Origin of the sequence: Falsiroseomonas oryzae, from assembly GCF_027856955.1 — a bacterium.
GTDB lineage: Bacteria > Pseudomonadota > Alphaproteobacteria > Acetobacterales > Acetobacteraceae > Falsiroseomonas > Falsiroseomonas oryzae.
Genome location: NZ_JAPSMD010000018.1, coordinates 18,966 through 31,853, shown reverse-complemented (window position 1 = coordinate 31,853; position 12,888 = coordinate 18,966). Strand labels below are relative to the sequence as shown.

Annotated in this window: 7 protein-coding genes and 1 pseudogene; 4 read left to right on the top strand and 4 right to left on the bottom strand. The window is 73.8% G+C overall.

The features are described from left to right. From OZN99_RS04240 to OZN99_RS04230, 3 genes and pseudogenes are all read right to left on the bottom strand, one after another. Positions 1-522 (bottom strand): annotated as a pseudogene (locus OZN99_RS04240) (hypothetical protein); the annotation flags it as partial. 16 nt (positions 523-538) lie between these two features. Continuing rightward, on the bottom strand, positions 539-739 hold the full coding sequence (locus OZN99_RS04235; protein ID WP_270933927.1) for a YgaP family membrane protein: 201 nt from the start codon (positions 737-739) through the stop codon (positions 539-541). A gap of 140 nt (positions 740-879) precedes the next feature. Further along, on the bottom strand, positions 880-1,257 hold the full coding sequence (locus OZN99_RS04230) for an MBL fold metallo-hydrolase (RefSeq protein ID WP_270933926.1): 378 nt from the start codon (positions 1,255-1,257) through the stop codon (positions 880-882). Between the two features lie 163 nt (positions 1,258-1,420). Between OZN99_RS04230 and OZN99_RS04225 the strand changes: the two genes are divergently transcribed. From OZN99_RS04225 to OZN99_RS04210, 4 genes are all read left to right on the top strand, one after another. Then, the gene (locus OZN99_RS04225; protein ID WP_333779717.1) at positions 1,421-1,765 is read left to right on the top strand and encodes an ArsR/SmtB family transcription factor; all 345 of its coding nucleotides are present in this window, start codon (positions 1,421-1,423) and stop codon (positions 1,763-1,765) included. A gap of 18 nt (positions 1,766-1,783) precedes the next feature. Continuing rightward, positions 1,784-2,323, top strand: coding sequence for a rhodanese family protein (locus OZN99_RS04220; RefSeq protein WP_270933925.1), 540 nt, complete (start codon positions 1,784-1,786; stop codon positions 2,321-2,323). A gap of 96 nt (positions 2,324-2,419) precedes the next feature. Continuing rightward, a complete protein-coding gene (locus OZN99_RS04215; RefSeq protein ID WP_270933924.1) occupies positions 2,420-3,208 on the top strand; it encodes a sulfite exporter TauE/SafE family protein in 789 nt (262 codons plus the stop codon). Between the two features lie 448 nt (positions 3,209-3,656). Continuing rightward, positions 3,657-11,318 carry an autotransporter outer membrane beta-barrel domain-containing protein gene (locus tag OZN99_RS04210; protein ID WP_270933923.1) on the top strand — a complete coding sequence of 2,554 codons (7,662 nt, stop codon included), beginning with the start codon at positions 3,657-3,659 and terminating at the stop codon, positions 11,316-11,318. Between the two features lie 67 nt (positions 11,319-11,385). Here the strand turns inward: OZN99_RS04210 and OZN99_RS04205 are convergent, their stop codons facing one another. After that, entirely contained in the window at positions 11,386-12,630 is a 1,245-nt protein-coding gene (locus tag OZN99_RS04205; protein ID WP_270933929.1) for an Hsp70 family protein, read from the bottom strand. Positions 12,631-12,888: the final 258 nt, after the last annotated feature.

The window sequence follows — 12,888 nt, the reverse complement described above, 5'->3', positions numbered from 1 at the left end:
GAGCTGCGCGCGCGCCACCTCGAGATCGGCGCGGGCCACGGCGAGGTCGGCCGCGGCTGCGGCGGCCTCGGTCTCGGCGAGCTCGGCCTGCTCGGGCGATGTGGTGCCGCGGCCGGCCAGCTCGCGGCGGCGCTGGGCTGTGGCGCGCTTCTGACTGTACAGGACGGTCGCGCGCTCCAGTGCGGCGGCGACCCGGCCCTGCAGCGCCTCGGCGCTCTGCAGCCCGGCTTCTGCCTTCGCCACGCGGGCGTCCTGCGCGGCGGCGTTGAGGCGGGCGAGGACGGTTCCTGCCGGAACGCGGTCGCCGTGGTCCGCGCGGAGCTCCGCGACGGTGCCGGCGACCTCGAAGCCGAGGCGAGTGCTGATCCGCGCCTCGATCGTGCCGAGGCCGAAGACGCGCACTGGCACGTCGCGCTCGATCGCGGCAACGGGAACCGCGAGCGGGCGGAAGCGCAGCGCCCAGCCACCGGACGCCGCAGCGGCCACTATCAGCGCGGTGCCGGCGGCGAGCTTCCAGCGCATGGGCGCCGGCCCGCGTTCAGGCGGCGCGCTTGTCGAGCGCGCAGGTGTTCAGCCCGATGAGCGGATAGAGCGGGCAGAAGCCGACCAGCGCGGTGCCGAGCGGCACCAGGCCGACCAAGCCCCACCAGCCGAGCGGTCCGAAGGCGCCCAGCGCGAGCAGGACGAGACCCGCCCCCATCCGGAGCCACCTGTCCACGCCACCGACATTGCGCGTCATCGTCTCTCTCCTGGGCGGGAAGGTTCAATGAGTAAGGTGCACGTTCCCACACCGGGAGAGCGCCTGCCTTGATCCACAGCAAGCGGCCACCCTCGCCCCGTGGCCGCTGTCCTGCCTTTGGCGCAGGTGCGGGTCGCGAATCACGCAGCGCGCGCCCACTGCACGATACGCTGCGACGGCAGCGCCCCGGCTTCGTGTGCCACCTTGCGCCCGCCGCGGAACCGTCGGTGGAAGTCGCCGCTTGCGGGCTTGAGGTCCTGCGCGTCGAAGACCGGACGGAAGATGCCCTGCACCGCTGCGATGTGCTCGCCGATGCCGATCGGGGCGCCAGTCCTCGCCTTGATGTCGGGCGCGGTCGTCAGGTGGTCGGCTTGGGCGTGGGTCTCCAGCACCAAGCGGCTGTCCGCTCCTTTGTCCCGCGCAGCGGCGAGGATGCGGTCGGCGAACGCGGTGTCGGCCGTGCCGGATCTGTGGTCCCAGTCGAGCACCGGTTCCACCACCGCGCCGTCCTTCGTCACAGGATCCCAGGCGAGGTAGCTGACGGTGTTGGTCAGTTCGTCGCAGAGGGGTCGCATAATGGGAGCCGGGATGGCCGCCTTCTCGGATCAAACTTTGGTCTTGCGGATCATATAAGAACTCACTAAATCGATCACATCTTAACTTGGGGGCGGCCGAGGACCGATGAGCGCGACCGCGATGCGCCGCAGCGGTGGCCCGAAAGCCGAGCTTCACGAGTTGCAGCAGAAGGCATCCGAGGCGGCGCGCCTGCTGCGTCTGCTCGGGAACGAGAACCGGCTGCTGCTGCTCTGCCACCTGGCCGTCGAGGGCGAGGTCGGCGTCGGCGCGCTGGCGGAGGCGCTTGGCCTCTCCCAGTCCGCGCTGTCGCAGCACCTCGCCCTGCTGAGGGATGACGGGCTGGTGGCGACGCGGCGCGATGCGCAGGCGATCTTCTACCGCATCGCCGATCCCAAGGTGGCCCGCGTGCTGGACCTCCTGCGGGAGCTCTACTGCCCGCCTGTCCGCTGATCCCAGGAGAGCGCCATTATGCTGAAGAGCATCACTCCCCAACAGGCTGCCCAGTTGCTCGGCGAAGGGGCGACGATGGTGGACGTGCGCGAGCCCGACGAGCATGCGCGGGAGCGCATCCCAGGTGCACGGAACCTGCCGCTGTCCCGCCTCGGCGACACGCGGCTCGCCTTGCCGGCGGGCAGGCCCGTGCTGTTCCACTGCCGCTCGGGCGCGCGGACCCAGGGCCATGCCGGCCGGCTCGCCGCCACGGCGGGCGCCTGCGAGGCCTATGTGGTCGAGGGCGGGCTCGAGGCCTGGAAGCGCGCCGGACTGCCCGTCGCGGTCGACCGCCGCCAGCCGCTCGAGCTCATGCGCCAGGTTCAGATCGCCGCGGGCTCGATGGTGGTGCTGGGCGTGGTGCTCGGCGTGCTCGTCGCGCCGGCCTTCTACGCGCTGGCCGGCTTCGTCGGCCTGGGGCTGGTCTTCGCCGGCGTCACCGGCACCTGCGGCCTGGCTCGCCTGCTGCGCGCGATGCCATGGAACAGGCCGGCCGGCGACGCGCCGGTCACCTCCTGACCCCGGGCCCGGCTCGCCGCTGCGCGGTGGGCCTGGGCTTCTCGATACTGAAGCAGCCGCCGCGCCCCTGGCGCTGCGGGCGGAACGTCTCGTGCCATGCTGACGCTCTCGACGATCCAGATGCTGCTCGGCGCCGCGTCCGGCGTGCTGGTCGGCTTCTCGCTCGGACTGGTGGGCGGTGGCGGATCGATCCTGGCCGTGCCACTGCTGGTCTATCTGGTCGGCGTGCAAGAGCCGCATCTGGCCATCGGCACCAGCGCGGTCGCCGTTGCGGCGAACGCGGCGGCCAGCCTGCTGAACCACGCGCGTGCGGGCAATGTGCGCTGGCCGTGCGCCTCCGTCTTCGGCGGTGCGGGCGTGGTCGGAGCCCTGGCGGGCGCGCGGCTCGGCAAGACGGTGGACGGGCAGGCGCTGCTCGCGGCCTTCGCCGTGATGATGGTGGCCGTCGCCCTGCTGATGCTGCGGCGACGCGAGCCGGACGAGGACCGGCGCGTGCGGCTGAGCCGAGGCAACGCGCCGGCGCTGGTCGGCACGGGCTTCGCCGTCGGCGCGCTGTCGGGCTTCTTCGGGATCGGCGGCGGATTCCTCATCGTGCCCGGCCTGGTCTTCGCCACCGGCATGCCGATGCTCGAGGCGGTCGGCACCTCGCTCGTCGCGGTGACAGCCTTCGGCCTGACGACGGCCGGCAGCTACGCCGTCGCGGGGCTGGTGGACTGGGGCCTGGCCGCCGTCTTCGTTGCCGGGGGCGTCGCCGGAAGCCTGATCGGGGCGCGGATCGGGCGCGCTCTGTCGCGCCGGCGCGGCCTGCTCGGCAAGGTCTTCGCCGGGCTGATCCTGCTCGTCGCCGCCTATGTCCTGGCGCGCAGCCTCGGCCCGACAGGTTGAGCTGCTGCCGCGAGGAAGCCGTCGCCCCGCCGCGGTCGACCGGCGGAACCCCGACGGTCCCCTGCGACGGGCGGGGGATCCGAGCGCCCTTGTACCGCCGGCGCGTTGCCGTCCACGGATCGGTGGAGCCCGCACTGCCGCTGCCATGCGGCGTCGCTCCACGTCGGGCGTTCGGCCGGGGACGGCGCATGGCAGCGTGACCTGTCGCTCGCATCGTGCGCTCCCGCTCCCGGTCCCGCGACACCGTCGCAAATGAGTCGAGGCGGGTCTCCGCCGGCGGCCTGATCCGCGCCGGCGGCACGTCACCTGCAGTGACACGGACCAATCCGTATCAGAATTGTTGCAGGTTCACACGTTTGGAGCCATCGTGGTTGCGATAGCGACTGCGCCGGTCCGACCGCGCGCGCGCGTTCGGGGCGGGAGCACGAAGCTCCCGCGGAGGGCGGCGATGGACGCCAACGGCGAGGTTGGGGCGCGGCCGGTCATCCGCGCGCGCATGGCGCTCGCGGCCGGCCTGCCGCTGTGGCTCGGCGGCGCTGCCCTGGCCAACGACGCCTGCACGCCGATCAGCGGGACCACGGTGTATCAATGCGCCGGCAACCAGGCCGCCGGGATCACCTTCACCGGCGTCAGCAGCCCCGCGGGCACCGTTCCGACCAATGCCACCGGCTTCGTGGCCACCTCGCTCAGCGCCAACATCGGCGGCAGCGTCGCGGCGACGCTGGCCGCGGGCGACGCGCGCGGCTTCGCCATCAGCTTTTCCGACCCGACACACCTGATCTTTCTGTCGAACGGCACCGCCACCGGCGTGCTGATGAGCGCCACAGGCCAGAGCACGCGTTCCTGGAGCAGCAGCGCCACCCCGCTGCCCGTGCTCGCCGTCACGCTCAACAGTCCTGTCCTCGCCGGCAGCGCAACGCTTCCCGCGGTGTCGCTGATCGCCAGCGGCCGGACCGGCAGCGGCGGCAGCGATTCCGATGGCGGCCGCGGCAGCGACGGCTACATGACGCGCGACCTGCAGTTGACGCTCGGCGCCACGGTCAACGGGCAGCCGCCAGCCGGCGGCTACGTCCAGATCGTCCAGGCCATCACCACGAGCGGCGCGGCGGCCGTCAGCGTGCAATCCACCGGCGGCCGGGGCGGCTCCGGCGGGAACGGCCCGATCGATGGCGGCGGGGGCGGCACCGGTGCGCCGGGCGGCGTCGTCTCGGTGATCGGGAACACCAGCTGGGTGGTGGCCGGCAACCAGACTGCCCTGCTCGCCCTGAGCTCGGGCGGCAGCGGGGGCGGTGGCGGCTACGGCGCCTTGGGCAGCGGCGGCAACGGCGGCACGGGCGGTGCGGGCCAGGGCGTGACCTTCACCGCCCAGCCCGGCACCACCTTCGAGGTCGCGACCACGCTCGATTCCGGCCCGGGCATCCAGCTGATCTCAGAGGGCGGCAATGGCGGCACGGGTGGCGCGGGGGAGACCTTCAGCTCCGGCGGCCGCGGCGGCGCAGGCGGCTATGCCGGCGCCGTCACCGCCACGCTCGGCACCGTGCAGATCACCACGCAGGGGTCGAACTCGGCCGGCCTCGGCGCCTTCAGCCTGGGCGGCGTCGGCGGCAATGGCGGCAATGGCGGCTTCTTCACCGGCGGCGGCGGATCGGGCGGCGACAGCGGCACGGCGCGCGACGTCAGCGTGACCGTCGCGGGCGGCCGCATCGAGACCGCGGGCGCCGATTCACCCGGACTGATCGCGCACAGTACGGCCGGGCATGGCGGCGCCGCCGGCAACAACTACGGCTTCGTCGCCTTCAGCGCGGCCGGCGGCAGCGCCGGCGCGGGCGGCAGCGTGTATGTCCAGTCCAACGCCGCGATCCGCACGATGAGCGGCAGCTCGCCGGCCATCGCGGCGCAGTCGGCGGGCGGCGGCGGCGGCACCGGCGGCGGCGGCTTCGGCGCCTTCTTCGCGCAGGGCAGCGCGGGCGGCAATGGCGGTTTCGCCGGCAACGTCACCGTCTTCAGCAGCGGCAGCCTCACCACCTCGGGGCCGGATTCCCCGGCCGTCTATGCGCAGAGCATCGGCGGCGCCGGCGGCAATGGCGGCAACGCCGGCAGCGTCATCGCCGCGGTCGGCGGCAAGGGCTCGCAGGCCTCCCCGGCCGGGTCGGTCACGGTCAGCGTCTCCGGCACCATCGTCACCGGCGCCGCCCCCACCGGCCCCATCGTGGCGTCGGAGAACCCGGGCTGCGGCGTCGGCTGCTCGCGCGGGATCGTGGCGCAGAGCATCGGCGGCGGCGGCGGCCATGGCGGCTCGACCGGGGGCTGGTTCTCGGTGGGCGGCACCGGCGGCGGCGGCGGCAATGGCGGTCCGGTCAGCGTCGGGCTGGCCCTGGGCTCCATCACGACCTACCTCACGCAATCCGACGGCATCCTGGCGCAGAGCCTGGGCGGCGGCGGCGGCGCAGGTGGCATGGCGGCGGGCAGCGGCGGCTGGGTCTCGGCTGCGGTTGGCGGCGCCGGCGGCGATGGTGGCGACGGGCAGCAGGCCGTCGTCTCCCTGGCCGCGGTCGGCGCGTCGCAGCCCAGCGTGACCACCTTCGGCAGCCAGTCGCCCGGCATCACGGTGCAGAGCATCGGCGGCGGCGGCGGGCATGGCGGCTTCGCGGTGGACGTCGCCCCCGGCATCTACGCCGCCGCCAGCGTTGCCATCGGCGGCAGCGGCGGCAATGGCGGGTCGGGCGGGACGGCCAGCTACACCAACCAGAGCGATCCGCAATACTGCTGCAGCTTCGTCACCACCTCCGGCGACAAGTCGCCGGGCGTCACGGTGCAGAGCATCGGCGGCGGCGGTGGCCGCGGCGGCTTCGCGCTGTCCTTCGCCGGCTCCGATGGCGTGTCCGGCACCTTCGCCATGGGCGGCAGCGGCGGCAATGGCGGGCATGGCAGCACCGCCAGCGCCTGGTCCAACACGACGATCCGTACGCAGGGCGCCGATTCCGCGGGGCTGACGGTGCAGAGCATCGGCGGCGGTGGCGGCGTCGGCGGCTTCAGCGTGGCGGGCACCCTCAACCTCGGTGTCGGCGGCCTTGCCGTCGCCGTCGGCGGCGGCGGCGGCGGCGGCGGGAGCAGCGACACCGTGGCGGTGGTCAGCTCCGCCCCGATCCTGACCGCCGGCGCGCGGTCCGACGGGCTGCTGGCGCAGAGCCTGGGCGGCGGCGGCGGCAATGCCGGCTTCGCCGCCTCCGGCACCTTCGGGCTCAACCCGGGCGCCAATTTCGGCGTCAGCGTCGGCGCCTCCGGCGGCACCGGCGGCTCCGCCGGCACGGTGGTGGTGACCAACACCGCGAACATCTCCGCCACGGGGCCGAATTCGCGGGCGCTGGTGGCGCAGAGCGTGGGCGGCGGCGGCGGCGCCGGCAGCGTCGCGGTCTCCGCCGCGGTGAACCTGGTCTCGGGGACGACGGGCGGCGGCATCACCGCCGCTGTCGCGCTCGGCGGCAACGGCGGCTCGGCGGGCGACGGCAGGCCCGTGAGCGTCACCAACACCGGCGACCTCATCACCTCGAGCCCGGCCAATGCCGCGCTCGGGACCGATTCCGGCGGCCAGGGCATCCTGGCGCAGAGCATCGGCGGCGGCGGCGGCGCTGGCGGCTGGGCCGGCATGCTCAGCATGACCGCCAGCTACGGCGGCGCCCTGTCGGTCGGCGCGGCTATGGGCGGGGCCGGCGGATCGGGCGGCAACGCCAGCACGGTGTCCGTCGCCCACACCGGCGCCATCACCACCTGGGGCCCGAGCTCCGAGGCGATCCTGGCGCAGAGCCAGGGCGGCGGCGGCGGCAATGCCGGCGGCATCGCCAGCATCACCGCGGCGGCGAGCCCGGGCGGCTCGATCGCCGGCTCGATCAACATCGGCCAATCCGGTGGCGGTGGCGGCACGGCGGATGCGGTGACGGTGACCAGCACCGGCACGCTGACGACGCATGGCGCGCAGTCCGCGGCGATCTCTGCGCAGAGCCACGGCGGCGGCGGCGGCAATGCCGGCTACATCGCGAACATCAACGTCGCCACCGGGTCGAGTTCGATGGCCGCGGTATTCGGCATCACTGCTGGCGGCAGCGGCGGCGTCGGGCGTGCGGGCGGCAATGTCACCGTCAATGCCGACGGCCAGATCGTCACCCTGGCCGACAAGTCGCCCGGCATCATCGCGCAGAGCCTCGGCGGCGGTGGCGGCAACGCGGCCTACACCGTCTCGCTCTCGCTGTCCGACCCGACCTCCAACCTGACGAGCATCGGGCTGACCGGCGCGGTCGGCGGCAATGGCGGCACCGGCGCGACCTCTGGCGCGGTCAGCGTCACCAACACCGCCGCCATTTCCACCGGCCAGGCGCCCGCCAATGCGGGAGATGCGCCGAGCGGCAGCGCTTCGCACGGGATCCTCGCGCAGAGCATCGGCGGCGGCGGCGGCAGCGCGGCGCTCACCCTCGTCACCGCCGCCCTGACCACGGCGAAGGCGACGGTGACCGTTGGCGGCGTGGGCGGCAGCGGGGCGGACGGCAACACGGTGACGGTGACGAACCACGGCAGCATCACCCTGCAGGGTAACGCCGCGGCCGGCATCATCGCGCGCAGCATCGGCGGCGGCGGCGGCGCGTCCCAGGCCACCTCGGTGGGGGTCGGCGCGTCATCCAGCATCTTCACGAACAAGGCCGGCACGATCCAGGTTTCGGTCGGAAACCAGGGGGCGGGTGGCGGCAACGGGCGGGACGTGACCGTGACCAACACCGGCGCGATTTCCACCGCGACGACCCCCTCCTCCACGCCGCCGCCGACCACCGTGCCGACCGGCTACCAGAGCCCGGTCGGCAGCTATGGCATCCTGGCGCAGAGCGTGGGCGGCGGCGGCGGCACGGGAGGCGCTGCGAGCCTGCTGGTGCCGAGCTTCATCGCCCAGGGCAGCTCCTTCAACATCTCGGTCGCCGTGGGCGGCGCGGGTGGCGACGGCGGCACCAGCGGCACCGTGCAGGTCACCAATTCCGGCTTCATCCGCACCTGGCAGACCGAGGCCTTCGGCATCGTCGCGCAAAGCGTCGGCGGCGGCGGCGGCCGGGGCGGCGCCTCCACCTCGGTGTCGAGCTTCCTCTACAACAACAGCAATGTCGCCAATATCGCAGTCGCGGTCGGCGGGCAGGGCGGGCCTGGCAACGATGCCGGGGCGGTGAGCGTGCAGAACACCGGCCAGGTCAACACCTTCGGGACGAGCGCACATGCCATCTTCGCGCAGAGCGTGGGCGGCGGCGGCGGCGATGGCGGCTCCGCAGCGGCCTATGCGCTCGGCGTGAACCAGCCCAGCCTCAGCACCTTCCAGGCCTCGCTGAACGTCGCGGTGGGTGGCATGGGCGGCGGTTCCGGCCGTGGCGGCGCCGTTACCGTCTCCAACGCGGCCACGCTGAAGACGGCGGCGGACGATGCGATCGGCATCTTCGCGCAGAGCGTGGGCGGGGGCGGCGGCACCGGCGGCGGAGGGTCGCAGGCCACCACCTTCCCGTTGACGACGCTCGCGGTCACGGTGGGCGGCAAGGGCGGGGTCGGCGGCGACGGCGGCGCAGTCCTGGTCACCCACACTGACTGGGGCCTGCTGACCGCGGGCGCGAACGCGCCGGCGATCTATGCGCAGAGCGTGGGCGGCGGCGGCGGCCGCGGCGGCGTCGGGCTCTACACGCCGCTGGTCAACCTGCCCTTCGGCGGCGCCGGCGGATCCGCCGGGAATGGCGGCACCGTCAACGTCTATGTCGCCTATGCGAGCGTCGCCACCGCGGGCAGCGGGCGGGCCTATGGCATCTTCGCGCAGAGCGTGGGCGGCGGCGGCGGCGAGGCGGGCGGCACCGGCGTTGGGCTGATCGACACCGTCTATCCCGCCAAGGCGCCGTCGCTCAGCACCGGTGTCTCCCCGGGTGCCGTGGCCGGCAGCGGCAGCGGCGGCGCCGTGCAGGTGACGCTGGAAGCCGCCAGGGTCACCACCACCGGCAGCGACGCAATCGGCGTCTTCGCGCAGAGCGTGGGCGGCGGCGGCGGCGTCTCGGGCCAGACGGCGACCAGCTGCACCACCTCGCCCTGCGGCTACAGCGTCGGCTCCACCGGCGGGACAGGCAGTGCCGGCAATGTCGGGGTCGCGCTGACCAACGGCGCGCAGGTCGCCACCACCGGCCAGTACTCGCATGCGATCTTCGCCCAGAGCGCGGGCGGCAACGTCAGCCAGGCGGGCAGTGTCACGGTCAGCGTCTCCGGCAGCGTCAGCGCCAGCGGTGACGGCGCCAGCGGCATCTTCGCCAACAGCTTCGCCGGCGATGGCGGCAGCGGGCCGATGAACATCACCGTGCTGGCCGACGGCTCTGTCTCCGGCGGCAGCGGCAATGCGGCGGCGATCCGGCTCGTGGACGGCAGCGCTAACACGGTGACGAATGCCGGCACGATCACCAGCGTGGGCGGCACCTCCGGCGTCGCGCTGCGCGCCGATCGCAGCGTAGCCGACCCGTTCGGCACGGTGGTGACGACGGTGACGAACACCGGCCTGATCGTGGGCCAGATGGAAGCCGGCGACGGCGCGCGGATCTCGGTGGCGAACCAGCCCGGCGGCACGCTCGCCACCGGGCCGCGGCTGATCCTCGGGGCGGGCGGCATGCTGCGCAACGCCGGCACGCTGGAGGTCGGCGGCGCCCGCCGGGTGGGCGAGACCCGCCTGGTTGGCGACCTGTTGCAGGTGCATGGCGGCCGCATGGTGATGGACCTGGTCCCGCCGCGTCGCGACCGCGCCACCACGGCCGATTCGCTCGTCGTGGTCGGCAGCGCGCGGCTCGCCGGCGACCTGGTCGTGCGGCTGGCCGATCTCGGCCAGGCCGGGCTCGGGCGCCAGCGCGTCACGCTGCTGCGCAGCACCGGCCCGCTCGACTTCGGCGAGCTGAGCGTGACGCCGTCGGCCGTCGCGCAGTACCGTCTGGAATCCGGCAGCATCGCGTTGAGCTACGAGGTGGATTTCGCGAACGCCACCGTCGCGGCCGGGCTGCGGCCGGCGCAGTTCGCCATGGCCAGCCACCTGGCCACGCTGCATGGCGCCGACGCCGTGCCCGCCAGCCTGTTCTACCTGCTCGATGCCGGCACGACGGAAGCTTACGGCCTGGCGCTCGACCGCCTCTCGCCGGAGGCCTATGCGGCGAATCTCTGGACCGCCACGCTGGCGGCGACACGCTTCGCCGGCACCATGCTGGACTGCCGCGGCCGCAGCGCGGCGGAGCGACTGGTGCTGGGCGAGGCCTGCGTCGCCGCCGGCTTCACGGGCTGGCGCTACGGCCGGGAGAACGACGCCTCCACGCTGGGCTACACGCAGGACAGCCTGTCCTTCGTGCTCAACGCCGAGCGGCAGCTCACCGAGGTCTGGGCGCTCGGTGGCGGGGTCGGCTACGACAGCCTCTCCGCGCGGGCCAGCGGCCGGCTCTGGACGGCGCGCGGCGAGATGTTCCAGGCCGGCCTCTTCGCGCGCAGGAGCTTCGGCGACCTCTCGCTGACCGCCGCGATCCATGGCGGCGTGGTGAGCCTCGCGACGCGCCGTTACACGACCGAGACCAGCCAGGCGAACGGCGATGCCGGGATCGGCCAGGCGGGCGGCATGCTGCGGGCCGAGCAGGCGCTTGCGGCGGCGGGCGGAACGCTGCGCCTGCGCCTCGACCTCAATGCCGTGCATGCCTGGAGCGGATCGTTGACCGAGACGGGCGGCGTCGGGCGGCTGCAGGTCGGCGCGGTGTCGGAGACAGCGGTCGCGCTGCGGCCCGGCGTGGAATGGAGCACCAGCTTCGAACGGGCCGGCCATGTCGTGCGGCCCCGGCTGGGGCTCGCCCTGACGCAGTACCTCTCCGATCCGTCGCCGCTGGCGACGGCAAGCTTCGTGGAGACCGGGCCGGTGGTGCCGCCGATGCGCGTGCGCTCGACCGTGCCGAGCAGCTGGGCGGATGCGCTGATTGGGGTGGAGGTGGCGAATGCCGCCGGCCTGGTGGTGGGCGCTTCGCTCTACGGTCAGGTGGCGGACGGCGCCTACCAGCTCGGCGGCGCAGTCCAGCTCCGCGCGCCGTTCTGAGCCGCCGCCGAACACGCGACTGCGGACGCATGCGCCTGGCCGGTGTCGGTCGGCGCCTTGCGGCCGGTCAGCTCGGCTCGGCGGCGATCAGGGCGAGGCCCTCCGCGACGGAGACGAACTCGCCCCCGGCTGCGATGCGCTGCGGGCCGAAGCGCTGTTCGAAGAGCCGCCGCACGGCCGGTACCAGCGACGTGCCGCCGGTCAGGAAGACGCGGTCGATCTGCCCGTGCGTGACGCCGGCATCGGCAAGGGACGCGTCCAGCGCGGACGCGATCCTGGTGAGCTCCGGCGCGATCCAGCCCTCGAAGGCGGCGCGGCTTATCGGCACCTCCAGCACGAAATCCGCATGGGCGAAGTGCAGCGTGGTCTCCTCGGCGTGCGACAGGGTGGCCTTGGCCTCCGACACCGCCCTGTAGAGCGCGTAGCCCGCCTCGTCCTCGATCACCCGGATCAGCCGGCGCAGCCTGTCGGGGTGCTCCGCCGTGCGGGCCACTTCGGCCATGTCGCGCAGCATGCGCGGTGAGCGCATGAGCGACAGAAGGTGCCAGCGCGCGAAGCTGGCGAACCAGCCGGGCGGCACCGGAAGCGGCTTGCCCATCACGCTGTAGCTGCTGCCCTTGCCGAGCGCGGGCGACACGGCGTGATCGATGATGCGGTAGTCGAAGGCATCGCCGGCCACCCCGACGCCGGCATGGCCGAGCGCCGTGACGCGACGCGGCGGGCCGGGATCGAAGCGCAGCACGGAGAAGTCGGTGGTGCCGCCGCCGAAATCGGCCACCAGAACCGTCGCGGCCCGGTCGAGCCCCGCCGCGAAGCGATGGCCCGCGCCGGCGGGCTCCAGCGCCACCTCGACATCCGGCATGCCGGCGGCCGCAAAGGCGGCGCGCAGGCGGCGTTCGCCGAGCCCGTCATCCTCCGACGCGCCGACGAAGCGGACCGGCCGGCCGATCACGATGCGCGCGCCGTCCAGCTCTGCCCGGAATGGGGCGAGCAACTCGCGCAGGAACAGCGCCACCAGCTCCTCCAGCCGCCAGCTTCGGCCGAGGATGCGCGTCTCGGTGAAGCTGCGCTGCGCCAGGTAGCTCTTCAGCGACATGATGAGCCGGCTGCCATGCGGGTCGTCGAGATAGGCCTCGATGGCCGGCGGCCCGGCGGCATGCCGCGGCCGCCCGTCCGCGGCGGAGCCGAAGCACAGCACGGAGCGGAACACCTCGCCGGTGGCGTGGCGCAGCGTCTCGCAGCGCCCGTCGGGACGCAGTGCGGCGACGACGCTGTTGGTGGTGCCGAAGTCGATGCCGATGGCGGTGCGCATGAAGGGACGAGGGGAGGACTGCGCGGTAGAGCCTGCCGCCGCGAGGCTGGCAAGCCCGTAGGTCGCGCCGCTCTGGCCGACGGGCGCGCCCCTGCCGCGAAAGCTGGCAGCCTGCTGCGCGGCGCGGCAGATCAGGGGCACCGCCACACCCCGCGGCAATGGCCCGTCCACCGTCTGAGCACGGCACGATTGTTGCTCATCGGTAATTCGTCGCCCGGCCGGGACACCCCGTCGACCGGCGCGGTCGTCAACGCCCGA

Coding starts and splice junctions, on each gene's coding strand:
- OZN99_RS04235 (WP_270933927.1), bottom strand. CDS start 739: ATGACGCGCAATGTCGGTGGCGTGGACAGGTGGCTCCGGATGGGGGCG.
- OZN99_RS04225 (WP_333779717.1), top strand. CDS start 1,421: ATGAGCGCGACCGCGATGCGCCGCAGCGGTGGCCCGAAAGCCGAGCTT.
- OZN99_RS04220 (WP_270933925.1), top strand. CDS start 1,784: ATGCTGAAGAGCATCACTCCCCAACAGGCTGCCCAGTTGCTCGGCGAA.
- OZN99_RS04215 (WP_270933924.1), top strand. CDS start 2,420: ATGCTGACGCTCTCGACGATCCAGATGCTGCTCGGCGCCGCGTCCGGC.
- OZN99_RS04210 (WP_270933923.1), top strand. CDS start 3,657: ATGGACGCCAACGGCGAGGTTGGGGCGCGGCCGGTCATCCGCGCGCGC.
- OZN99_RS04205 (WP_270933929.1), bottom strand. CDS start 12,630: ATGCGCACCGCCATCGGCATCGACTTCGGCACCACCAACAGCGTCGTC.